The organism is Enterobacter quasihormaechei (assembly GCF_004331385.1).
In the GTDB taxonomy this organism is placed as follows: domain Bacteria; phylum Pseudomonadota; class Gammaproteobacteria; order Enterobacterales; family Enterobacteriaceae; genus Enterobacter; species Enterobacter quasihormaechei.
Map to the genome: position 1 here is coordinate 238,660 of NZ_SJON01000003.1, position 24,308 is coordinate 262,967.

Here is a 24,308-nt window from a genome sequence, read left to right on the forward strand (position 1 = left end):
ATGGCAGAATGGCTTCTCCTCCACTGACAAGGACATGTTGTGAACGGTGAACTGATTTGGGTCCTGAGCCTGCTGTTAATCGCCATCATTCTGTTTGCCACGGGCAAGGTGCGCATGGATGCCGTCGCCCTGTTTGTGATTGTTGCGTTTGTTCTGAGCGGTACGCTTTCCCTGCCGGAAGCCTTTTCCGGTTTTAGCGATCCCAACGTCATTTTGATTGCCGCCCTGTTTATCATCGGCGACGGGCTGGTCCGCACCGGCGTGGCGACGATGATGGGATCGTGGCTGGTTAAGGTGGCGGGCAGCAGCGAAACCAAAATGCTGATTTACCTGATGCTGACGGTTGCCGGGCTGGGCGCGTTTATGAGCTCAACGGGGGTCGTGGCCATCTTTATTCCGGTGGTGCTGAGCGTCTGCATGAGAATGCAGATCTCTCCGTCGCGGCTGATGATGCCGTTAAGCTTCGCCGGGCTCATCAGCGGCATGATGACGCTGGTCGCGACGCCCCCGAACCTCGTTGTGAACAGCGAGCTGATCCGTGAGGGGCTTGAAGGATTTAGCTTTTTCAGCGTCACGCCGATCGGCCTGGTGGTGCTGGTAATGGGCATTATCTATATGCTACTGACCCGTTTCGCGCTGAAAGGGGAGAAGCAGGACAAAGCCAAAGAGGGCTGGAAGCGGCGCTCTTTCCGCGATCTGATTAAAGAGTACCGTCTGACCGGGCGCGCCCGGCGTCTGGCCATCCGCCCGGGATCGCCGATGGTGGGGCAGCGGCTGGATGATCTTAAGCTACGCGAACGCTACGGCGCGAACGTCATCGGGGTTGAGCGCTGGCGTCGTTTTCGTCGGGTGATCGTTAACGTGAACGGGGTATCAGAGTTCCGCGCGCGTGACGTCCTGCTGATCGATATGTCCACGGCGGACGTGGATCTGCGAGAGTTCTGTAGCGAGCAGCTGCTGGAGCCGATGGTGCTGCGCGGCGAGTATTTCTCCGACCAGGCGCTGGATGTGGGGATGGCCGAGGTCTCCCTGATCCCCGAATCAGAATTATTGGGCAAAACCGTGCGCGAAATCGGCTTTCGTACCCGCTACGGGCTGAACGTGGTGGGCCTGAAGCGCGATGGCGTGGCCCTTGAAGGGGCGGTCGTGGACGAGCCGCTCCTGCTGGGGGATATCTTCCTCGTGGTCGGCAACTGGAAGCTGATTAGCCAGCTCGGGCAGAAAGGCCGCGACTTTGTGGTGCTGAATATGCCGATTGAAGAGAGCGATGCATCCCCGGCGCACAGCCAGGCGCCCCACGCGATTTTTTGTCTGGTGCTGATGGTCGCGCTGATGCTGACCGACGAGATCCCTAACCCGGTGGCGGCAATAATCGCCTGTCTGCTGATGGGCAAATTCCGCTGTATCGACGCCGAAAGCGCTTACAAGGCGATTCACTGGCCGAGCATTATTCTTATTGTCGGGATGATGCCGTTTGCCCTGGCGCTTCAGAAAACCGGCGGGGTAGACCTGATCGTTAAAGGCTTGATGGATGCGGGCGGGGGGTATGGCCCGTACCTGATGATGATTTGCCTGTTCGTCATGTGTGCCACCATTGGTTTGTTCATCTCCAATACCGCCACGGCGGTGCTGATGGCGCCCATTGCGCTGGCGATGGCGAAATCCATGGGCGTTTCGCCGTATCCGTTTGCGATGATGGTGGCGATGGCGGCGTCCGCGGCGTTTATGACGCCGGTTTCTTCTCCGGTCAATACGCTGGTGCTGGGGCCGGGGAACTATAAGTTCAGCGACTTCGTGAAGATTGGCGTGCCGTTCACCGTGCTGGTGATGCTGGTATGCGTGGTGCTGATTCCGGTGTTATTCCCGTTCTGAGAACATCGCCGGGTGGCGGCTACGCCTTACCCGGCCGTAGGCCCTGCAAGCGCAGCGCCGCTGGGCAATAAATTACAGCGGCGAATCCTGACTGATCTCATCCAGCGACAGATGGAAGCTTGGCACAAACACGCGCATAAAGTAGTCCATCTCCTCGCTGCGGCGGGATTCCAGCGTTTTCTCCAGGCGCGATTTCGCCAGCAGGAATTCGTTATTCCCGGCGGACAGCTCTTCCAGACATTTCAGGTAGGCGCACAGCGCATCGGCCTGCTTGACCAGGGATTTTTCCTCATCCGTGTACTGATGCTCGTCGATCAGCGGCTCGAAGATATCGCGCAGCTCTTCGGGCACCATGTCGATCAGTTTCTGCTGGGCAATCTTCTCAATGGCCTTATATTCCTGCGCAATCTGCGAATTGAAGTATTTTACCGGCGTGGGCAGATCCCCGGTCAGCACTTCCGAAGCGTCGTGGTACATCGCCAGCAGGGCAATACGCTCGGCATTCACCTGTCCGTTGAATTTGCGGTTTTTAATCGCGGCCAGCGCGTGCGCGACCATGGCAACCTGCAAACTGTGCTCTGACACGTTTTCAGTGCGTACGTTGCGCATCAGCGGCCAGCGGTTGATGAGTTTCAGGCGGGAGAGGTGGGCAAAAAAATGACTCTGACTCATAGGTTACCTTATGTCTTCACTGCGACAGACTTCATTGTGCGGGGAGGGGAGGGAAGATGCAAATTTGCGGATGGTGCAGGCCGGGCAGGCGCAGCGCCACCCGGCAGAAAGGCCAGTTACTGATGATACCCGGAGAGGAAGCGCCCGAAGCGGCTGATGGCCATCTCAAGATCGTCTTCGCGCGGCAGGGTCACGATACGCACGTGATCCGGCCACGGCCAGTTAAACGCCGTACCCTGAACCAGCAGCACTTTTTCCTGCAACAGGAAGTCGAGCACCATTTTCTGGTCGTCGTGAATATTAAAGCGCTTCGCGTCGATTTTCGGGAACATATACAGCGCGCCGTTAGGCTTCACGCAGGAAACACCCGGGATGTCGTTAATCAATTCCCATGCGCGGTTGCGCTGTTCATACAGACGGCCGCCCGGGACGATGAACTCGCTGATGCTTTGATAGCCACCGAGCGCCGTCTGGATCGCATGCTGTGCCGGTACGTTGGCGCACAGACGCATGGATGCCAGCATCTCCAGCCCTTCAATGTAGCCTTTCGCATGTTTTTTCGGACCGTTCAGTACCATCCAGCCCTGACGGAAACCGGCCACGCGGTAGGTTTTAGACAGTCCGTTAAAGGTGACGGTCAGCAGGTCGGGCGCCAGCGCTGCGATAGAGTGGTGCTGCGCCGCGTCGTACAGGATCTTGTCGTAAATCTCGTCGGCAAAGATGATCAGGTTGTGCTGGCGGGCGATCTCGACGATCTCCATCAGCAGCTCTTTTGAATAGACCGCGCCCGTCGGGTTGTTCGGGTTGATGATCACAATACCCCGGGTGCGTGGCGTAATTTTCGCGCGAATATCATCCAGATCCGGGAACCAGTCCGACGACTCATCGCACAGGTAGTGCACCGCTTTACCGCTGGACAGAGAGACCGCAGCCGTCCACAGCGGATAATCTGGCGCGGGAACCAGCATCTCATCACCGCTGTTCAGCAGCGCCTGCATCGCCTGAACGATCAGTTCCGAGACGCCGTTGCCAATGTAAATATCTTCAACGGTGACGTCGCGCATTCCACGAGCCTGGTAGTGCTGCATAATGGCTTTACGGGCGGAGTAAAGGCCTTTTGAATCACAATAGCCTTGTGCCGTTGGCAGGTTACGGATCACATCCACCAGGATCTCATCCGGCGCTTCAAAACCAAATGGCGCGGGGTTGCCGATGTTGAGTTTCAGAACCTTATTGCCTTCCTCTTCAAGGCGTTTTGCCTCTTTGAGTACCGGGCCACGGATGTCGTAACAGACGTTGTCGAGCTTGCTGGATTTTTCGATAGGGGACATGAACCTTTAACCTTTTCGCTATTATTGCAACTTCCTGCCGTGGAAGCAGCACGGAACAATGTACTCCCACCGCGCCTCGTTTTGAAGGGCGCACAGAAGAAGATTTTGTCCAGTCGGGCAGCGCCGCTGTGATCGCTTAATCTAATGACGGAGTGATTTTGTGCCTGAAATCACCGTGATTACGCTTATTTCTGGGTTTTTTATGCTGAAAATAGCATATAAGTATTAATATTATTCTGGGTAAATAAAAAGACGATCCGGGCTGAGGCAGTAGTCCCTCTGAGTGACCATTCGTAAAACCTGAATGCTCAGATACAGATTGCCATATTAGCAAAGCCAGGTTAAAAGTTACTCATGTGAAATTAATGTTAAGGGTTATTAATGATTGGCCTGAATCTAAATTAAACTTTATTTATTATTAACGACGAAAATGCAACTTTCGTTAATTTTAATAAAAAGAGTGTAGTTGCTTATCATTGGCGTTAAATCCGTATTAGTGCAATAAGACTTATAAATATAGTGGATTTGGGTTAAGATGTGTTTCGGGAATGCAGCAGAGCGATAGGCCTGTTACGTATATCGGATTCTGCTTTCCTGTATTAATCGATTGTTATTGTTAAAGTTATCTCTGGCCGATTGGGTAAGTCACATCTTGCGACGTTGGCAACGCTGCGATATAGATGGCAGAAAACATGTCTTACTCTTTATGGAATTTACATCTACCTGCACACAACGAAATAACCTGAACGCAAGAGAATAAAAATAACGTCATGAAACGTGATTTCTGACTGTTGATATACCACAGTACAATAACTATCTGTCAGGCAGTCTGCCGGGCCGGGATGCGAGGGAAACACTTCAGAAGGAATTGCTTAACCGTTACACACAGCTTCAACCCGGGCAGCTCCGCACGAGCAACCTGAAAGTGAAAAGATATGATAAATGCAAATCGTCCGATAATGAATCTCGACCTCGATCTGCTGAGAACGTTTGTTGCGGTCGCCGATCTCAACACTTTTGCAGCAGCTGCTGCCGCAGTATGCCGTACCCAGTCCGCCGTAAGTCAGCAAATGCAGCGACTGGAACAACTGGTTGGTAAAGAGCTTTTTGCGCGCCATGGACGTAATAAGCTTTTAACAGAACATGGTATTCAGCTTCTGGGTTATGCCAGGAAGATACTGCGCTTTAATGATGAAGCCTGTATGTCATTAATGTTTAGCAACCTTCAGGGAGTGTTAACATTAGGGGCGTCAGATGAATCAGCAGATACCATTTTACCTTTCCTTCTCAATCGAATTAGCTCGGTTTATCCGAAGCTTGCCCTGGACGTTAGCGTTAAACGCAATGCCTTCATGGTTGAGATGCTGAAAGAGAACGAGGTTGACCTGGTGGTCACCACGCATCGACCCGGCCAGTTTGACTGCCTGACGCTGCGTACTTCTCCTACGCACTGGTACTGTGCCGCGGAGTACGTATTGCAACAAGGTGAGCCAATACCCCTGGTTCTGCTGGACGATCCCAGTCCGTTCCGCGATATGGTGCTGGCTGCGCTCAACGAGGCCAGTATCCCCTGGCGTCTGGCGTACGTGGCGTCCACGTTGCCCGCAGTGCGAGCGGCGGTGAAGGCCGGGCTTGGCGTAACGGCCCGTCCGGTTGAGATGATGAGCCCCGACCTGCGCGTGCTGGGCAAATCAGAGGGGCTTCCCTCGCTGCCGGATACGGAGTACATGCTGTGCCATAACGCCGGCAGCAACAACGAGCTGGCAAAGGTGGTATTCGAAGCAATGGAAAACTACCATAATCCATGGCAGTACGCGCATGCTACTCCTGAAGGAGGGGATGACTCGCTGATCGTGGAAGGGGATTTTGAGTGATCGTTTCCTCAAAATTCTCGTAACAAAATGTAAGTGTAAAAAAGAGCCACTCGCATGATTTTTTCATGCGAGTGGTTTTTTTTGCTATTCATAACCGCAGGAGGCGTGTGGATAAGTGAAATAGCGCTTAATTATCAATAAGACAAATGCTTTTGATTAATATGTGAACAATAGCTGTTCTATCTTCCCTCTTACCCTGCCGATGTTAAAAAAACAGGAAATATGTTGCTGTTTTTTTGATTGAATTAACAAAAGCGTGTCTCAGATCAAGAAAATACTCCTATTTAGGGGGAGGAATCGTTGGCAAATCCTGTCAAAATAGGAGGGTTATTTTTTTTACTTCCAAAACGGACACGATTCAACAAGATGCATTTGACGTAAAGTCACCTGGCCACCAAGGTTAAAGGGCACCAAATGTTAATGAGAATCGCTCGATGTAATTTAATGTGAAGAAACCTTTGTTAAAGTTGACAAAAGGTTATAGATAGGAGTAAAAAACCCCATCATTTTGCTGTCTATGTCTCATTTCTGACAGTTAGTGTAAGGTTATTTTGTTCCTCCCCATGAATCGATGTGATGCCCATCTGCCAGCAAGAGCAGTGTCGTCGGTATCACTTTTGATGAGTAAGCAATGAGTATGTCAACATCCACAGAAGTCATCGCTCATCACTGGGCATTCGCAATCTTTCTTATTGTAGCCATTGGCCTGTGCTGCCTGATGTTAGTCGGCGGCTGGTTCCTGGGCGGTCGCGCCCGCGCAAGGCACAAAAACACACCTTTCGAATCAGGTATTGATTCCGTAGGTACCGCTCGCTTACGCCTGTCTGCCAAGTTCTATCTGGTAGCCATGTTCTTCGTCATTTTTGACGTGGAAGCGCTTTACCTCTTCGCGTGGTCTACTTCCATTCGCGAAAGTGGTTGGGTGGGCTTTGTCGAGGCCGCAATTTTCATTTTAGTGTTACTGGCCGGTCTGGTTTATCTGGTGCGTATTGGCGCGCTGGACTGGACACCTGTGCGTTCACGCCGTGAACACATCAACCCGGAAAACAGTATCTCTAATCGTCAGCAGTAACAGCGAGGCAATAAGATGGATTATACGCTCACCCGCATAGATCCTAACGGTGAGAATGACCGTTACCCCCTGCAAAAACAGGAGATCGTAACTGACCCCCTGGAGCAAGAAGTCAACAAAAGCGTGTACATGGGCAAGCTCGAGCATGCCATGCACGATATGGTCAACTGGGGTCGTAAGAACTCCATCTGGCCCTACAACTTTGGCCTTTCTTGCTGCTACGTTGAAATGGTGACGTCATTCACTGCGGTGCATGACGTTGCGCGTTTTGGGGCCGAGGTACTGCGTGCTTCTCCACGTCAGGCTGACCTGATGGTGGTGGCCGGGACCTGCTTTACCAAGATGGCACCGGTTATTCAGCGTCTTTATGACCAGATGCTGGAGCCAAAATGGGTTATCTCCATGGGTGCATGTGCAAACTCCGGCGGTATGTACGACATTTATTCCGTTGTGCAGGGCGTTGATAAGTTCATTCCGGTGGATGTTTACATCCCGGGCTGCCCGCCGCGTCCAGAGGCCTATATGCAGGCGCTGATGCTGCTCCAGGAGTCAATCGGTAAAGAACGCCGCCCACTTTCATGGGTTGTTGGCGATCAGGGTGTCTATCGCGCGAACATGCAGTCCGAGCGCGAGCGTAAACGTGGTGAACGTATTGCCGTCACCAACCTGCGTACGCCTGACGAAATTTAATTTGCGCCTGTGGGCCTGGAGAACACCTTCGCATATCACTACTCAAATAGCGCGAAGCCAGGCTTAACAGTCACCACGGACCATTTGCAATGGTGAACAATATGACCGACTTAACCGCGCAAGAAGCTGCCTGGCAGACCCGGGATCATCTCGATGACCCCGTCATTGGCGAACTGCGCAACCGTTTTGGGCCGGATGCCTTTACTGTTCAGGCCACCCGCACCGGGGTACCCGTTGTTTGGGTGAAGCGTGAACAATTACTGGAAGTTGTCGATTTCCTCAAGAAATTGCCAAAACCTTACGTCATGCTGTTTGACTTACACGGCATGGACGAACGTCTAAGAACGCACCGCCAGGGCCTCCCTGCTGCGGATTTTTCCGTTTTCTACCACCTGATATCAATAGACCGCAACACGGATATCATGCTCAAGGTGGCATTGTCTGAAAACGACATGCATCTGCCGACGATCACCAAACTTTTCCCTAACGCTAACTGGTACGAGCGTGAAACCTGGGAAATGTTCGGCATGACCTTCGACGGCCACCCGCACCTGACGCGCATCATGATGCCGCAGACCTGGACCGGCCACCCGCTGCGTAAAGACTATCCGGCACGTGCCACCGAATTCGACCCGTTTGAGCTGACCAAAGCCAAGCAGGATCTGGAGATGGAAGCGCTGACCTTCAAGCCGGAAGACTGGGGCATGAAGCGCGGTACCGAAAACGAGGACTTCATGTTCCTCAACCTCGGTCCGAACCACCCGTCTGCGCACGGTGCATTCCGTATTATTCTTCAGCTTGACGGCGAAGAGATTGTCGACTGCGTCCCTGACATCGGCTACCACCACCGTGGTGCTGAGAAAATGGGTGAGCGTCAGTCCTGGCACAGCTACATTCCGTATACCGACCGTATCGAATACCTCGGCGGCTGCGTGAACGAAATGCCTTACGTGCTGGCCGTTGAGAAACTGGCGGGTATCACCGTCCCGGATCGCGTTAACGTGATTCGCGTGATGCTGTCTGAACTGTTCCGTATTAACAGCCACCTGCTGTACATCTCCACGTTCATTCAGGACGTTGGCGCGATGACCCCGGTCTTCTTCGCCTTTACCGATCGTCAGAAAATTTACGATCTGGTGGAAGCGATTACCGGCTTCCGTATGCACCCGGCCTGGTTCCGTATCGGCGGTGTGGCGCACGATCTGCCGCGCGGCTGGGACCGCCTGCTGCGTGAATTCCTCGACTGGATGCCGAAACGTCTGGCGTCTTACGAGAAAGCCGCGCTGCGTAACTCCATCCTGAAGGGCCGTTCCCAGGGCGTTGCGGCCTACGGCGCGAAAGAAGCGCTGGAGTGGGGGACCACAGGTGCAGGCCTGCGCGCGACCGGTATTGACTTCGACGTGCGTAAAGCCCGTCCTTACTCTGGCTACGAGAATTTCGACTTTGAAGTCCCGGTGGGCGGCGGCGTTTCCGACTGCTACACCCGCGTGATGCTGAAAGTGGAAGAGCTGCGCCAGAGCCTGCGCATTCTTGAGCAGTGCCTCAACAACATGCCGGAAGGCCCGTTCAAGGCGGATCACCCGCTGACGACGCCGCCACCGAAAGAGCGCACGCTGCAACATATCGAAACCCTGATCACCCACTTCCTGCAAGTTTCCTGGGGCCCGGTCATGCCGGCACAAGAATCCTTCCAGATGATTGAAGCGACCAAGGGTATCAACAGCTACTACCTCACCAGTGACGGCAGCACCATGAGCTACCGTACCCGCGTGCGTACGCCAAGCTTCGCGCACTTGCAGCAGATCCCGGCCGCCATTCGCGGCAGTCTGGTCTCCGACCTGATTGTGTATCTGGGTAGTATCGATTTTGTTATGTCAGATGTGGACCGCTAATTATGCACGAGAATCAACAACCACAAACCGAGGCTTTTGAGCTGAGTGAAGCAGAGCGTGCCGCCATTGAGCATGAGATGCACCACTACGAAGACCCGCGTGCGGCGTCCATTGAAGCGCTGAAAATCGTACAGAAACAGCGTGGTTGGGTGCCGGATGGGGCGATCTACGAGATCGCAAAAGTGCTGGGCATTCCGGCAAGTGACGTAGAGGGCGTAGCCACGTTCTACAGCCAGATCTTCCGTCAGCCGGTAGGCCGCCATGTGATCCGCTACTGTGACAGCGTCGTCTGCCACATTACCGGCTATCAGGGCATTCAGGCTGCGATTGAGAAAAAGCTCAATATCAAGCCGGGCCAGACCACGTTCGATGGACGCTTTACTCTGCTGCCAACCTGCTGCCTGGGTAACTGCGACAAGGGGCCGACCATGATGATTGATGAGGACACTCACAGCCATCTGACGCCGGAAGCGATTCCTGACCTGCTGGAGCAGTACAAATGAAAACTGTAATTCGTACTGCTGAGACGCATCCGCTGACCTGGCGTCTGCGCGATGACAAACAGCCGGTATGGCTCGATGAATATCAGAGCAAAAACGGCTACGCCGGCGCGCGTAAGGCCCTTGGCGGCATGGCGCCGGATGAGATCGTAAACGCAGTAAAAGACGCTGGCCTGAAAGGGCGCGGCGGTGCGGGCTTCTCCACCGGTCTGAAGTGGAGCCTGATGCCAAAAGATGAATCCATGAACATCCGTTACCTGCTGTGTAACGCCGATGAAATGGAGCCGGGCACCTATAAAGACCGTCTGCTGATGGAGCAGCTGCCGCACCTGCTGGTGGAAGGCATGCTGATCTCCGCGTTCGCGCTGAAAGCGTACCGTGGCTACATCTTCCTGCGCGGTGAGTATATCGAAGCGGCTGAAAACCTGCGTCGCGCCATTGCCGAAGCCACCGAAGCCGGCCTTCTGGGTAAAAACATCCTGGGCACCGGGTTTGACTTCGAGCTGTTCGTGCACACCGGTGCCGGGCGTTATATCTGCGGGGAAGAAACCGCGCTGATTAACTCCCTGGAAGGTCGCCGTGCGAACCCGCGTTCCAAGCCACCGTTCCCGGCAAGCTCCGGCGTATGGGGTAAACCGACCTGCGTCAACAACGTCGAAACCCTGTGTAACGTCCCGGCTATCCTCGCGAACGGCGTGGAGTGGTATCAGGGCATCTCCTCAAGCAAAGATGCGGGTACCAAGCTGATGGGCTTCTCCGGGCGCGTGAAGAACCCTGGCGTCTGGGAACTGCCGTTTGGCACCACCGCACGCGAAATTCTTGAAGACTACGCAGGCGGCATGCGCGATGGCCTGAAATTCAAAGCCTGGCAGCCGGGCGGGGCGGGGACGGACTTCCTGACCGAAGCCCACCTTGATCTGCCAATGGAGTTCGAAAGCATTGGTAAAGCGGGCAGCCGTCTGGGTACGGCGCTGGCGATGGCCGTCGACCACGAGATCGGCATGGTCTCGCTGGTGCGTAACCTGGAAGAGTTCTTCGCCCGTGAGTCCTGCGGCTGGTGTACACCGTGCCGTGACGGTCTGCCGTGGAGCGTGAAGATCCTGCGTGCTATCGAGCGTGGCGAAGGTCAGCCGGGTGATATCGAGACACTTGAGCAACTGTGTCGATTCCTGGGGCCAGGTAAAACCTTCTGCGCCCACGCACCGGGTGCCGTCGAGCCACTGCAAAGCGCGATTAAATATTTCCGCGACGAATTCGAAGCAGGCATCAAGCAGCCGTTCAGCAATACCCATTCGATTAATGGTATTCAGCCGAACCTGCTGAAAGCGCGCTGGTAACGACAAGAATTTTGATTAACGCTCGGTTTCGACTGAGCCAACTGGAAGCATGCTAATGGCTACGATTCATGTAGACGGCAAAGAATACGAAGTCAACGGGGCGGACAACCTGCTGGAAGCTTGTCTGTCGCTTGGCCTCGATATTCCGTACTTTTGCTGGCATCCGGCGCTGGGCAGCGTCGGTGCTTGCCGCCAGTGTGCGGTGAAGCAATATCAAAACGCGGAAGACACGCGTGGTCGCCTGGTGATGTCCTGTATGACGCCAGCCGCCGAAGGCACCTTTATTTCGATTGATGACGAAGAAGCCAAACAGTTCCGTGAAAGCGTGGTGGAGTGGCTGATGACCAACCACCCGCACGACTGTCCGGTTTGTGAAGAGGGCGGTAACTGCCACCTTCAGGATATGACCGTCATGACCGGTCACAGCTTCCGTCGCTATCGCTTTACCAAGCGTACCCACCGTAACCAGGATCTGGGGCCGTTCATCTCGCACGAAATGAACCGCTGCATCGCCTGCTACCGCTGCGTGCGTTACTACAAAGACTACGCAGACGGTCAGGATCTGGGCGTGTATGGCGCGCACGACAACGTCTACTTCGGTCGTCCGGAAGACGGTACGCTTGAGAGCGAATTCTCCGGTAACCTGGTAGAAATCTGTCCGACCGGCGTATTCACGGATAAAACCCACTCCGAGCGCTACAACCGTAAATGGGACATGCAGTTTGCGCCAAGCATCTGCCAGCAGTGTTCCCTCGGCTGTAACACCAGCCCGGGCGAGCGTTACGGCGAACTGCGTCGTATCGAAAACCGTTACAACGGTACCGTTAACCACTACTTCCTCTGCGACCGCGGTCGTTTCGGCTATGGCTACGTGAACCTGAAAGACCGTCCGCGTCAGCCGGTTCAGCGTCGTGGCGACGACGTCATCACCCTCAACGCCGAGCAGGCGATGCAGGGCGCGGCAGATATTCTGCGCCAGTCGAAGAAAGTGATCGGCATCGGCTCCCCGCGCGCCAGCATCGAAAGCAACTTTGCGCTGCGCGAGCTGGTGGGTGCGGAAAACTTCTATACCGGTATCGCTCAGGGCGAGCAGGAACGTCTTCAGCTGGTGCTGAAGGTGCTGCGTGAAGGCGGCGTTCATACGCCTGCGCTGCGCGAAATCGAATCCTATGATGCGGTTCTGGTGCTGGGTGAAGACCTGACGCAGACCGGCGCCCGCGCGGCTCTGGCGGTTCGTCAGGCGGTGAAGGGTAAAGCACGTGAAATGGCAGCGGCGCAGAAAGTGGCTGACTGGCAGATTGCGGCGATCCTCAACATCGGCCAGCGCGCGAAACATCCTCTGTTTGTGACTAACGTCGACAACACCCGTCTGGACGATATCGCCGCGTGGACCTACTGCGCGCCGGTTGAAGACCAGGCGCGTCTGGGCTTTGCCATTGCCCACGCGCTGGACAGCAACTCTCCAGCCGTTGAACTGGATCGCGACCTGCAAAACAAGGTCGACGTGATTGTTCAGGCCCTCGCAGGTGCGAAAAAACCGCTGATCATCTCCGGTACCAACGCCGGAAGCGCTGAAATCATTCAGGCCGCCGCGAACGTTGCTAAAGCCCTGAAAGGCCGCGGCGCTGACGTCGGTGTGACCATGATTGCCCGTGCGGTAAACAGCATCGGTCTGGGCATGATTGGCGGCGGCTCGCTGGAAGAAGCGTTAAGCGAACTGGAATCCGGTGCCGCTGACGCCGTTGTGGTGCTGGAAAATGACCTGCATCGCCACGCGTCTGCCGCACGCGTTGACGCAGCGCTCTCCAAAGCGCCGCTGGTGATGGTCATTGACCATCAGCGCACCGCGATCATGGACAAAGCGCACCTGGTACTCTCTGCGGCAAGCTTTGCAGAAAGTGACGGTACGGTTATCAATAACGAAGGCCGCGCACAGCGTTTCTTCCAGGTTTATGACCCGGCGTACTACGACAGCAACACCGTGATGCTGGAAAGCTGGCGCTGGCTGCACTCCCTGCACAGCACCGTGCAGAGCCGTGAAGTGGACTGGACGCAGCTCGACCACGTTATCGACGCGGTTGTTGAGAAATTGCCTCAGCTGGCGGGTATTAAAGACGCCGCGCCTGACGCAAGCTTCCGCATTCGCGGTCAGAAACTGGCGCGTGAACCGCACCGCTACAGCGGTCGTACCGCGATGCGCGCCAACATCAGCGTGCACGAACCGCGCCAGCCGCAGGATAAAGACACCATGTTTGCCTTCTCGATGGAAGGGAACAACCAGCCGTCTGCGCCGCGTTCGCAAATCCCGTTTGCATGGGCACCGGGCTGGAACTCCCCGCAGGCATGGAACAAGTTCCAGGCTGAAGTGGGCGGTCACCTGCGCCACGGCGATCCGGGCGTGCGACTGATTGAAGCCTCCGAAACCGGTCTGGACTTCTTCACTACCGTTCCGGCGAGCTTCCAGGCTCAGGAAGGTCAGTGGCGTATTGCGCCGTACTACCACCTGTTCGGTAGCGACGAAATGTCCCAGCGTTCTCCGGTATTCCAGCAGCGTATGCCGCAGCCGTACATCAAGCTCAACCCGGCGGATGCCGCGAAGCTTGGCGTGAACGCGGGTGCGAACATTGCCTTTAGCTACGACGGCCAGACCATCAGCCTGCCGCTGATTATTTCTGAACGTCTGTCAGCAGGGCAGGTGGGTCTGCCGATGGGGATGCCTGGCATCGCGCCGGTTCTGGCGGGTGCGCATCTTGATAACCTTCAGGAGGCAAAAGCATGAGTTGGTTAACGCCGGATCTTATCGATATCCTGCTGAGCATTCTGAAAGCGGTTGTGATTCTGCTGGTGGTCGTCACCTGCGGCGCGTTCATGAGCTTTGGTGAACGTCGTCTTCTCGGTCTGTTCCAGAACCGTTACGGACCGAACCGCGTGGGCTGGGGTGGTTCACTCCAGTTGGTGGCGGACATGATCAAGATGTTCTTCAAAGAGGACTGGGTTCCGCGCTTCTCGGACCGCGTGATCTTTACGCTGGCACCGATGATCGCCTTCACCTCGCTGCTGCTGGCGTTTGCTATTGTTCCCGTCAGCCCGACCTGGGTTGTCGCTGACCTGAACATCGGCATTCTGTTCTTCCTGATGATGGCAGGCCTCGCGGTTTACGCGGTGCTGTTTGCAGGCTGGTCCAGTAACAACAAATACTCGCTGCTGGGCGCGATGCGTGCTTCCGCGCAGACGCTGAGCTACGAAGTGTTCCTGGGGCTCTCCCTGATGGGCGTGGTGGCGCAGGCCGGTTCATTCAACATGACCGACATCGTCAACAACCAGGCCGACATCTGGAACGTTATCCCGCAGTTCTTTGGTTTTGTGACCTTTGCTATCGCGGGCGTGGCGGTGTGTCACCGTCACCCGTTTGACCAGCCAGAAGCCGAACAGGAACTGGCCGACGGTTACCACATCGAATATTCCGGCATGAAGTTCGGTCTGTTCTTCGTGGGCGAGTACATCGGTATCGTCACCATTTCCGCGTTGATGGTAACGCTGTTCTTTGGTGGCTGGCATGGCCCGTTCTTACCGCCGTTCATCTGGTTCGCGCTGAAAACCGCGTTCTTCATGATGATGTTCATTTTGATTCGTGCGTCCTTACCGCGTCCGCGTTATGACCAGGTAATGTCCTTCGGCTGGAAAGTGTGCCTGCCGCTGACGCTCGTCAACTTGTTGGTAACGGCGGCTGTCATTCTCTGGCAGCAGCCATAAGGGGCTTTGAGATCATGACCTTAAAAGAATTATTGGTAGGTTTCGGCACCCAGGTACGCAGTATCTGGATGATCGGCCTGCACGCGTTTGCTAAACGCGAAACCCGGATGTACCCGGAAGAGCCGGTATATCTGCCGCCGCGCTACCGTGGCCGTATCGTGCTGACGCGCGACCCGGACGGTGCCGAGCGCTGCGTTGCCTGTAACCTGTGTGCGGTAGCGTGCCCGGTGGGCTGTATCTCTCTGCAAAAAGCGGAGACGGTAGATGGCCGCTGGTATCCGGAGTTCTTCCGCATCAACTTCTCACGCTGCATTTTCTGCGGTCTGTGTGAAGAAGCGTGCCCAACCACGGCGATTCAGCTGACCCCGGACTTCGAGCTGGGTGAGTACAAGCGTCAGGATCTGGTGTACGAGAAAGAGGATCTGCTGATTTCCGGTCCGGGCAAATACCCGGAATATAACTTCTACCGGATGGCGGGTATGGCAATCGACGGCAAAGATAAAGGCGAAGCAGAGAACGAAGCTAAGCCTATCGACGTCAAGAGCCTGTTACCGTAAGGAGAGGGCAATGGAATTCGCTTTTTATATCTGTGGCCTTATCGCCATCCTGGCTACGCTGCGAGTGATCACGCACACCAATCCGGTGCATGCGCTGCTGTACTTGATCATTTCGCTGCTGGCCATTTCCGGGGTGTTCTTTGCGCTGGGCGCGCACTTCGCCGGTGCGCTGGAAATCATCGTCTACGCCGGGGCCATCATGGTGCTGTTCGTGTTCGTGGTGATGATGCTGAACCTGGGCGGCTCTGAAATTGAGCAGGAACGTCAGTGGTTGAAACCGCAGGTGTGGATCGGCCCGGCAATTTTGTCGGCCATTATGCTGGCGGTCATTGTTTACGCCATTCTGGGCGTCAACGACCAGGGGATCGACGGGACGCCAATCAGCGCGAAAGCCGTGGGTATCACCCTGTTTGGTCCGTACGTTCTGGCGGTTGAGCTGGCCTCAATGCTGCTGCTGGCGGGTCTGGTTGTGGCCTTCCACGTTGGCCGCGAAGAGCGTGCTGGCGAGGTGCTGAGCAACCGCACTGACGACCGCGCGAAAAGAAAAACGGAGGAACGCGCATGATCCCCTTAACACATGGACTGATCCTCGCTGCGATTTTATTCGTTCTGGGCTTAACCGGTCTGGTTATCCGCCGCAATCTGCTGTTTATGCTGATCGGTCTGGAAATCATGATCAACGCTTCCGCGCTGGCCTTCGTGGTCGCCGGCAGCTACTGGGGCCAGACCGATGGTCAGGTGATGTACATTCTCGCCATCAGCCTCGCGGCTGCTGAAGCGAGTATTGGCCTGGCGCTGTTGCTACAGCTCCATCGTCGCCGCCAGAACCTGAACATCGATTCAGTAAGTGAGTTGCGTGGATGAACATGCTTGCCTTAACCATTATTTTTCCGCTGATTGGCTTCGTGCTGCTGGCATTTTCTCGCGGCCGCTGGTCTGAGAATCTGTCCGCGACCGTGGGCATTGGCGCTATCGGCCTGTCGGCGCTGGTCACAGCGTATGCGGGTATCGACTTCTTTAACAACGGGCGTCAGGCCTACAGCGTACCGCTGTGGAACTGGATGTCGGTCGGTAACTTCAACATCGGTTTTAACCTGGTGCTGGATGGTCTGTCTCTGACCATGCTCTCCGTGGTCACCGGCGTGGGCTTCCTGATCCACATGTTCGCCTCCTGGTATATGCGCGGTGAAGAGGGATATTCCCGCTTCTTCGCCTACACCAACCTGTTTATCGCCAGCATGGTCGTTCTGGTGCTGGCCGATAACCTGCTGCTGATGTATCTGGGCTGGGAAGGCGTGGGCCTGTGCTCTTACCTGCTGATCGGTTTCTACTACACCGATCCGAAGAATGGCGCAGCGGCCATGAAAGCGTTCGTCGTGACCCGCGTGGGTGACGTGTTCCTCGCTTTCGCGCTGTTCATTCTCTACAACGAACTGGGCACGCTGAACTTCCGCGAAATGGTGGAACTGGCGCCGGCGCACTTCGAAGCAGGCAACAACATGCTGTGGTGGGCAACGCTGATGCTGCTGGGTGGCGCCGTGGGTAAATCCGCGCAGCTGCCGTTGCAGACATGGCTGGCCGACGCGATGGCGGGTCCAACCCCTGTCTCCGCGCTGATCCACGCCGCGACCATGGTTACCGCCGGTGTCTACCTGATTGCGCGTACCCATGGCCTGTTCCTGATGACCCCGGAAATTCTGCATCTGGTGGGTATCGTCGGTGCGGTTACGCTGGTGCTGGCTGGCTTTGCCGCGCTGGTGCAGACTGACATCAAGCGCGTTCTCGCGTACTCCACCATGAGCCAGATTGGTTACATGTTCCTGGCGCTGGGCGTTCAGGCGTGGGACGCAGCCATTTTCCACCTGATGACGCACGCGTTCTTTAAAGCGCTGCTGTTCCTCTCATCCGGTTCGGTGATCCTGGCCTGCCACCACGAGCAGAACATCTTCAAAATGGGCGGACTGCGTAAGTCCATCCCGCTGGTCTATGTCTGCTTCCTGGTGGGCGGTGCGGCGCTGGCGGCACTGCCGCTGATTACCGCGGGCTTCTTCAGTAAGGACGAAATCCTTGCGGGCGCCATGGCGAATGGTCATATCAATCTGATGGTTGCGGGTCTGGTCGGTGCGTTCATGACCTCCCTGTACACCTTCCGTATGATTTTCATCGTATTCCACGGTAAAGAACAAATTCACGCTCACGCAGGGAAGGGGATTACCCATCACCTGCCGCTGATTGTGCTGCTGGTCCTCTCCACCTTCGTTGGCGCGATGATTGTGCCACCGTTGCAGGGCGTACTGCCGGCGACAACCGAGCTTGAGCACGGTCGCGTTCTGACGCTTGAAATCACCTCCGGCGTGGTCGCAATTGCGGGCATCCTGATTGCCGCCTGGCTGTGGCTGGGTAAACGCACGCTGGTGACCGCCGTTGCCAACAGCGCGCCGGGCCGTCTGCTGGGCACCTGGTGGTACAACGCGTGGGGCTTCGACTGGCTGTACGACATGATCTTCGTGAAGCCGTTCCTGGGCATTGCGTGGCTGCTGAAGCGCGATCCACTGAACAGCCTGATGAATATCCCGGCGATCCTCTCTCGCTTTGCAGGTAAAGGCCTGCTGTTCAGCGAGAACGGTTATCTGCGCTGGTATGTGGCGTCCATGAGCATCGGTGCGGTTGTTGTACTGGCGCTGCTGATGGTGTTGCGTTGATCGTTAAGTGAATTTTATTCGAATTCGTTGAAAATCAGGCCCCTGTTGGGGGCCTTAAAAAGGAATATAAATCGCCATGTTACTACCCTGGCTAATATTAATTCCCTTCATCGGCGGCTTCCTGTGCTGGCAGACTGAACGCTTTGGCGTGAAGATGCCGCGCTGGATCGCGCTGATCACCATGGGATTGACGCTCGCGCTTGGCCTGCAACTGTGGTTGCAGGGTGGCTACTCACTGACTCAGTCTGCGGGCCTTCCACAGTGGCAGTCTGAGTTCATTCTGCCGTGGATCCCCCGTTTCGGTATCACGATCCACCTTGCGATTGACGGTTTGTCGCTGCTGATGGTGGTACTGACCGGTCTGCTCGGCGTTCTGGCGGTACTGTGTTCCTGGCGAGAAATCGAAAAATACCAGGGCTTCTTCCACCTGAACCTGATGTGGATCCTGGGCGGCGTAATCGGCGTGTTCCTGGCCATCGACATGTTCCTGTTCTTCTTCTTCTGGGAGATGATGCTGGTGCCGATGTACTTCCTGATCGCGCTGTGGGGCCACAAGGCCTCCGACGGTAAAACGCGTATCACGGCGGCCACCAAGTTCTTCATCTATACCCAGGCGAGCGGTCTGGTGATGCTGATTGCCATCCTGGCGCTGGTGTTTGTGCATTACAACGCCACCGGCGTCTGGACCTTCAACTATGAAGATCTGCTGAAGACCCCGATGTCCCACGGCGTGGAATACCTGCTGATGCTGGGCTTCTTCATCGCCTTCGCGGTGAAAATGCCGGTAGTACCGCTGCACGGCTGGCTGCCGGACGCGCACTCACAGGCGCCAACGGCGGGTTCCGTTGACCTGGCGGGTATCTTGCTGAAAACCGCGGCCTACGGTCTGCTGCGCTTCTCCCTGCCGCTGTTCCCGAACGCATCCGCAGAGTTCGCGCCGATTGCCATGTGGCTGGGCGTGATCGGTATTTTCTACGGCGCGTGGATGGCCTTCACGCAGTACGACATCAAACGTCTGATTGCGTACACCTCCGTTTCCCACATGGGCTTCGTGCTGATTGCCATCTACACCGGCAGCCAGCTGGCGTACCAGGGTGCGGTGATCCAGATGATTGCGCACGGCCTGTCCGCAGCCGGTCTCTTTATCCTGTGCGGTCAGCTCTACGAGCGTCTGCACACCCGCGACATGCGCATGATGGGCGGCCTGTGGGGCAAAATGAAATGGCTTCCTGCGCTCTCCATGTTCTTCGCGGTGGCAACGCTGGGTATGCCGGGTACCGGTAACTTCGTCGGCGAGTTTATGATCCTGTTCGGCAGCTTCAAGGTGGTTCCGATGATTACCGTCATCTCTACCTTCGGTCTGGTGTTCGCGTCCGTGTACTCACTGGCGATGCTGCACCGCGCATACTTCGGTAAAGCGAAGAGCGAAATTGCTGCACAAGAACTGCCGGGGATGTCGCTGCGTGAGCTGTTCATCATCCTGCTGCTGGTCGTACTGCTGGTGCTGCTGGGCTTCTATCCGCAGCCGATTCTGGATACCTCGCACAGCGCGATGGGTAACATCCAGCAGTGGTTTGTTAATTCTGCTTCTACTACAAGGCCGTAATTCGCCATGACAATAACTCCACAACAACTGATCGCGCTGCTACCGCTGCTGATCGTCGGATTGACGGTGGTGGTTGTGATGCTCTCCATTGCGTGGCGACGCAATCACTTCCTGAATGCGACCCTGTCCGTTCTGGGTCTGAACGCTGCGTTAGTCTCCCTCTGGTTTGTTGGCCAGGCGGGCGCGATGGACGTCACGCCGCTGATGCGCGTTGACGGCTACGCCATGCTCTACACCGGTCTGGTGCTGCTGGCGAGCCTGGCAACCTGTACCTTTGCCTACCCGTGGCTGGAAGGTTACAACGACAACAAAGAAGAGTTTTACCTGCTGGTACTGATTGCCGCGCTGGGCGGCATTCTGCTGGCGAACGCGAACCACATGGCCGCGCTGTTCCTCGGTATTGAGCTGATCTCACTGCCGCTGTTCGGCCTGATTGGTTACGCCTTCCGCCAGAAACGCTCGCTGGAAGCGGCAATCAAGTACACCATTCTGTCTGCTGCCGCGTCGTCGTTCCTGCTGTTCGGTATTGCGCTGCTGTACGCGCAGACGGGCAACCTCTCGTTCATGGCGCTCGGCAAGAGCCTGGACGACGGCATGATGCACGAGCCGCTGCTGCTGGCGGGTCTGGGCATGATGATTGTTGGCCTTGGTTTCAAGCTTTCTCTGGTGCCGTTCCACCTGTGGACGCCAGACGTATACCAGGGTGCGCCTGCACCGGTCTCTACCTTCCTGGCGACGGCGAGTAAAATCGCTATCTTCGGCGTGGTTATGCGTCTGTTCCTGTACGCGCCGGTGGGTGACAGCGAAGCGGTTCGCGTGGTGCTGGGCATTATCGCGTTCGTGTCCATCATCTTCGGTAACCTGATGGCGCTGAGCCAGACCAACATCAAGCGTCTGCTGGGCTACTCCTCTATCTCCCATCTGGGCTACCTGCTGGTGGCGCTGATTGCGCTGCAAAGCGGTGAGATGTCGATGGAAACCGTGGGTGTATATCTGGCCGGTTACCTGTTCAGCAGCCTCGGCGCCTTCGGCGTGGTGAGCCTGATGTCCAGCCCGTACCGTGGACCGGATGCAGATTCCCTGTTCTCCTACCGTGGCCTGTTCTGGCACCGTCCGATTCTGTCGGCGGTAATGACCGTGATGATGCTCTCGCTGGCGGGTATCCCGATGACGCTGGGCTTTATCGGTAAGTTCTACGTGCTGGCCGTCGGTGTGCAGGCGGGTCTGTGGTGGCTGACTGCCGGTGTCGTTATCGGCTCCGCGATTGGTCTCTATTACTACCTGCGCGTAGCGGTGAGCCTGTACCTGAGCGCGCCTCAGCAGCTTAACCGCGATGCGCCATCCAACTGGCAGTACAGCGCCGGCGGGATTGTGGTGCTCATCTCCGCGCTGCTGGTGCTGATCTTCGGTATCTATCCGCAGCCGCTGATTGAGATTGTTCAGCGCGCGATGCCGCTGATGTAAAAACAAAAAACCCGCCTCGGCGGGTTTTTTATTGTCCAGCGGCGCTACGCTTGCAGGGCCTGCGGGTTTTGTAGGTCGGGTAAGCGTAGCGCCACCCGACTAAGCCAGCTGCTTCCGGCTAATTAACGGCCCGTCAATTTTCTTCATCGACCGCTCCAGCACTTCCTCAATCACCGACGACAGCTCGTTCAGCTCAAACTTCGCCACATAGCCGTCCGCCTTCACTTTGCGAATATGATCTTCGTTGGCGTTGCCGGAAAGGGACGAGTGGATCACCACCGGAATATCTTTCAGAATCGGGTCGGTTTTGATTTTGCGCGTCAGCGTAAAGCCATCCATCTCCGGCATTTCGAGGTCGGTTAATACCAGAGCGATCTTGTCGGTGACGGGGACACCCTCAGCCTGCGCCTGCGCGGCCAGCTGGGTGATTTTCTCCCATGCGTCTTTGCCGGTGATATGCAGCTGAGCCGGGATCTCCATCGCCTGCAAACCCTTCTCCAGCATCGAACGCGCCACCTTCGAGTCTTCTGCAACAATCGCGACGGAGCCTGGCTTGATGTTGAATTTGGTGGTTTCCAGATGGGTGGCGTGCAGATCGTGATTCGCCGGGGTGATGTCATACAGGATCTGTTCCACGTCCAGCACCATCGCCAGATCGTTGGTGTCGGTCTTGTCATCCAGGCAGGCAATGCTGGTGATATAGCGACCGCTGACGGCGGTTTCGGCGGCGTGCACCTGCTTCCAGTCAAGACGCATGATGTTCTCCACCGATTCCACGGCGAAGGCCTGCACGCTGCGGGCATATTCGGTGATCAGCAGAATGTTCAGCCCGGTGGTTGGCTTGCAGCCAGCGACGGCGGCCAGATCGATCACCGGGATCACCTGGTCGCGAATGTTTACCATCCCCATCAGCGGCGACTTCATGCCCGCCGGTTTGGTGAAGGTCGGCATCGGCACAATTTCGCGCAATTTGAACACGTTGATGCCGAACAGCTCGGATTTATTTTCGTTAAGAGAGGTGCCAAGACGGAACAGCAACAGTTCAAAACGGTTGGACAGGGTGAGATTCGCCCTGTCATCAATATCTTTCTGGAAATTATCCATTCTACCCTCAAGAGAAATGCTGGCCTTTTAATCGTTATCGGCATCCTGAGGGAAAAATAAAGGACTAAACGCTGACCTGAGCGAAATCTTCCGCCAGCTCGCAGGCGGGAAACACCTCCCGACACTCTGCCAGCAGGCTTTCACAGCCGCGGACGTCATAGCGTGAACTGACGTGCGTGACAATCAGTTTCCCAACGCCAGCCTCACGCGCCAGCCGCGCCGCCTGACGCGTTGAGCTGTGCCCCCGGCTGTTGGCTTTCTCTTCCATCGCCGCTTCCAGCGTCGCCTCGTGCACCATCACGTCCACGCCCCCGGCAAGCCGAAGCGCCGAAGGGCAGGGGGCGGTATCACCAAAAATAGCCAGTTTTTTGCCCGGCTGCGGCGGCGCGAGGTAATCCTGACCGTTAATGACGCGCCCGTCGTCCAGCGTGACGGTTTCACCAAGCTTAAGGCGCTGGAACAGCGGGCCGGGCATGACGCCATCGGCCCGCAACGCGGCGGCGTTCAGCGCGCCGGGCTTATCGTGCTCCTCAATGCGATAGCCGTAGCATTCCACCGGATGGTTAAGCGGGTAAGCGTGCACCCGATAATCACCGTCGTCGAACACCTGGCCTTCGGCTATCTCAATCACCTCCAGCGGATAGTCGGTCCACGAGCCGCTCAGGCGCAGCGTGGTTTCAACAAATTCCTGAATGCCCGCTGGGCCATAAATTGTCAGCGGGTTGGCGTTACCCGCCATTGAACGGCTGCACAGCAGGCCCGGCAGGCCGAAAAGATGATCGCCGTGCAGATGCGTAATAAATATTTTATCCACTTTCCCTGGGTGATATGAGGTGTGCAGCAGCTGGTGCTGCGTGCCCTCACCGCAGTCAAACAGCCATAGCCCACCCCGGGTAGGATGCTTAAGATCCAGCAGAATTGCCGTCACGTTTCGTGAGCGGGTTGGCACGCCGGCGGACGTACCCAGAAAAATCAGTTCCATAACGCAATCAGCCCTTTGCCCAATGGGAAGAGGTTTAGTATAACGTGATGAACCCCAGGAAGGAGAAACACATGATCCAGTGGCAAGATCTACACCACAGCGAACTGACCGTGCAGTCACTCTACGCCCTGCTCAAGCTGCGCTGTGAAGTCTTCGTGGTTGAACAAACCTGCCCGTATCAGGATATCGACGGCGATGACTTAATCGGCGAGAACCGGCACATCCTCGGCTGGCGGAATAACGAGCTGGTGGCGTATGCGAGGATTCTGAAAAGCGACGACGATTTTGACCCTGTCGTCATTGGCCGCGTCATCGTCAGCGGCAGCGCGCGCGGTGAAAAGCTGGGCTATCAGCTGATGGAAAAGACGCTGGAAGCATGCCAAAAACAGTGGCCAGACAAGGCGTTATACCTGGGCGCACAGGCGCATTTGCAATCTTTCTATGCCCATTTTGGCTTTAGCGCGGTCACCGGGGTTTATGACGAAGATGGCATCCCCCATGTCGGCATGGCGCGCGAAGCGAAACAGGCGCAATAGCGAGACGTTGTCTATAGTTATCGGACTGGTGTACTAACATGGAGAAAAATATGTCATTTCAATCCTGGGAAACCCGAGCAGACGACGACCTGACGCTGCTAAGCGAAACGCTGGAAGAAGTGCTGCGCTCGTCAGGCGATCCTGCCGATCAGAAGTACATTGAGCTCAAAGCCCGCGCCGAGCAGGCGCTGCATGACGTTAAAAACCGCGTCAGTAACGCGTCCGACAACTACTACTACCGCGCCAAACAGGCGGTGTATCGTGCCGACGATTATGTGCATGAAAAACCATGGCAGGGTATTGGCGTCGGTGCGGCCGTAGGGCTGGTGCTGGGTCTGCTGTTAGCCCGCCGTTAAGCCGCTAA

The 24,308-nt window shown here is 56.2% G+C and carries 21 protein-coding genes; 17 read left to right on the forward strand and 4 right to left on the reverse strand.

Annotated elements, in window-relative coordinates:
- The first annotated feature begins 39 nt into the window (after positions 1–39).
- Positions 40–1,872: an SLC13 family permease gene (locus E0L16_RS06295; protein WP_131636543.1), complete on the forward strand. Its 1,833-nt coding sequence runs from the start codon at positions 40–42 to the stop codon at positions 1,870–1,872.
- A gap of 72 nt (positions 1,873–1,944) precedes the next feature.
- Here the strand turns inward: E0L16_RS06295 and yfbR are convergent, their stop codons facing one another.
- Positions 1,945–2,544: a 5'-deoxynucleotidase gene (gene yfbR / locus E0L16_RS06300; RefSeq protein WP_107533424.1), complete on the reverse strand. Its 600-nt coding sequence runs from the start codon at positions 2,542–2,544 to the stop codon at positions 1,945–1,947.
- A gap of 116 nt (positions 2,545–2,660) precedes the next feature.
- Positions 2,661–3,875, reverse strand: coding sequence for an alanine transaminase AlaA (alaA, locus tag E0L16_RS06305; protein ID WP_003861471.1), 1,215 nt, complete (start codon positions 3,873–3,875; stop codon positions 2,661–2,663).
- Between the two features lie 935 nt (positions 3,876–4,810).
- On the opposite strand from alaA, the gene lrhA reads away from it, so the two are divergent.
- The 14 genes from lrhA (at position 4,811) to nuoN (ending at position 21,322) form a co-directional block, all read left to right on the forward strand.
- Complete coding sequence (gene lrhA, locus E0L16_RS06310) at positions 4,811–5,749, forward strand: transcriptional regulator LrhA (RefSeq protein ID WP_063868197.1); 939 nt, start codon at positions 4,811–4,813, stop codon at positions 5,747–5,749.
- Positions 5,750–6,380: 631 nt separating this feature from the next.
- Positions 6,381–6,821, forward strand: a complete 441-nt coding sequence (gene nuoA, locus E0L16_RS06315) for an NADH-quinone oxidoreductase subunit NuoA (RefSeq protein ID WP_003861475.1) — start codon at positions 6,381–6,383, stop codon at positions 6,819–6,821.
- A gap of 15 nt (positions 6,822–6,836) precedes the next feature.
- Entirely contained in the window at positions 6,837–7,511 is a 675-nt protein-coding gene (gene nuoB, locus E0L16_RS06320; RefSeq protein ID WP_003861482.1) for an NADH-quinone oxidoreductase subunit NuoB, read from the forward strand.
- An 89-nt stretch (positions 7,512–7,600) separates the two neighbouring features.
- The gene (gene nuoC, locus E0L16_RS06325; protein WP_003861484.1) at positions 7,601–9,403 is read left to right on the forward strand and encodes an NADH-quinone oxidoreductase subunit C/D; all 1,803 of its coding nucleotides are present in this window, start codon (positions 7,601–7,603) and stop codon (positions 9,401–9,403) included.
- A gap of 2 nt (positions 9,404–9,405) precedes the next feature.
- Positions 9,406–9,906 (forward strand): NADH-quinone oxidoreductase subunit NuoE, encoded by a 501-nt coding sequence (nuoE, locus tag E0L16_RS06330; RefSeq protein WP_006176513.1) that lies wholly within the window; start codon positions 9,406–9,408, stop codon positions 9,904–9,906.
- A complete protein-coding gene (gene nuoF, locus E0L16_RS06335) occupies positions 9,903–11,240 on the forward strand; it encodes an NADH-quinone oxidoreductase subunit NuoF (RefSeq protein WP_063450389.1) in 1,338 nt (445 codons plus the stop codon). The genes nuoE and nuoF overlap by 4 nt, the downstream gene beginning before the upstream one ends.
- A 55-nt stretch (positions 11,241–11,295) precedes the next feature.
- Positions 11,296–14,019, forward strand: coding sequence for an NADH-quinone oxidoreductase subunit NuoG (gene nuoG / locus E0L16_RS06340; protein WP_063450388.1), 2,724 nt, complete (start codon positions 11,296–11,298; stop codon positions 14,017–14,019).
- A complete protein-coding gene (gene nuoH / locus E0L16_RS06345) occupies positions 14,016–14,993 on the forward strand; it encodes an NADH-quinone oxidoreductase subunit NuoH (RefSeq protein ID WP_022648828.1) in 978 nt (325 codons plus the stop codon). Before nuoG ends, nuoH begins: the two co-directional genes overlap by 4 nt.
- A gap of 14 nt (positions 14,994–15,007) precedes the next feature.
- Positions 15,008–15,550, forward strand: coding sequence for an NADH-quinone oxidoreductase subunit NuoI (nuoI, locus tag E0L16_RS06350; RefSeq protein ID WP_002913152.1), 543 nt, complete (start codon positions 15,008–15,010; stop codon positions 15,548–15,550).
- A 10-nt stretch (positions 15,551–15,560) separates the two neighbouring features.
- Positions 15,561–16,115 carry an NADH-quinone oxidoreductase subunit J gene (gene nuoJ / locus E0L16_RS06355; RefSeq protein ID WP_006811379.1) on the forward strand — a complete coding sequence of 185 codons (555 nt, stop codon included), beginning with the start codon at positions 15,561–15,563 and terminating at the stop codon, positions 16,113–16,115.
- Positions 16,112–16,414, forward strand: a complete 303-nt coding sequence (gene nuoK / locus E0L16_RS06360; protein ID WP_003861496.1) for an NADH-quinone oxidoreductase subunit NuoK — start codon at positions 16,112–16,114, stop codon at positions 16,412–16,414. The genes nuoJ and nuoK overlap by 4 nt, the downstream gene beginning before the upstream one ends.
- Positions 16,411–18,252, forward strand: coding sequence for an NADH-quinone oxidoreductase subunit L (gene nuoL / locus E0L16_RS06365; RefSeq protein ID WP_063868199.1), 1,842 nt, complete (start codon positions 16,411–16,413; stop codon positions 18,250–18,252). Before nuoK ends, nuoL begins: the two co-directional genes overlap by 4 nt.
- Before the next feature lie 76 nt (positions 18,253–18,328).
- Positions 18,329–19,858, forward strand: coding sequence for an NADH-quinone oxidoreductase subunit M (gene nuoM, locus E0L16_RS06370; protein ID WP_063450385.1), 1,530 nt, complete (start codon positions 18,329–18,331; stop codon positions 19,856–19,858).
- A 6-nt stretch (positions 19,859–19,864) separates the two neighbouring features.
- The gene (gene nuoN / locus E0L16_RS06375) at positions 19,865–21,322 is read left to right on the forward strand and encodes an NADH-quinone oxidoreductase subunit NuoN (RefSeq protein ID WP_131636544.1); all 1,458 of its coding nucleotides are present in this window, start codon (positions 19,865–19,867) and stop codon (positions 21,320–21,322) included.
- A gap of 99 nt (positions 21,323–21,421) precedes the next feature.
- On the opposite strand, the gene E0L16_RS06380 is transcribed toward nuoN, so the two are convergent.
- Both E0L16_RS06380 and rbn read right to left on the reverse strand, forming a co-directional pair.
- On the reverse strand, positions 21,422–22,426 hold the full coding sequence (locus E0L16_RS06380) for a chemotaxis protein (protein WP_063868203.1): 1,005 nt from the start codon (positions 22,424–22,426) through the stop codon (positions 21,422–21,424).
- Positions 22,427–22,490: 64 nt separating this feature from the next.
- Positions 22,491–23,408 (reverse strand): ribonuclease BN, encoded by a 918-nt coding sequence (gene rbn / locus E0L16_RS06385; RefSeq protein WP_131636545.1) that lies wholly within the window; start codon positions 23,406–23,408, stop codon positions 22,491–22,493.
- 71 nt (positions 23,409–23,479) lie between these two features.
- Here rbn and E0L16_RS06390 point away from each other — a divergent pair, with 71 nt between their 5' ends.
- Together E0L16_RS06390 and elaB are read left to right on the forward strand one after the other, a co-directional pair.
- Positions 23,480–23,944, forward strand: coding sequence for a GNAT family N-acetyltransferase (locus E0L16_RS06390; protein WP_131636546.1), 465 nt, complete (start codon positions 23,480–23,482; stop codon positions 23,942–23,944).
- 50 nt (positions 23,945–23,994) lie between these two features.
- Entirely contained in the window at positions 23,995–24,300 is a 306-nt protein-coding gene (elaB, locus tag E0L16_RS06395) for a stress response protein ElaB (protein ID WP_063450380.1), read from the forward strand.
- Positions 24,301–24,308: the final 8 nt, after the last annotated feature.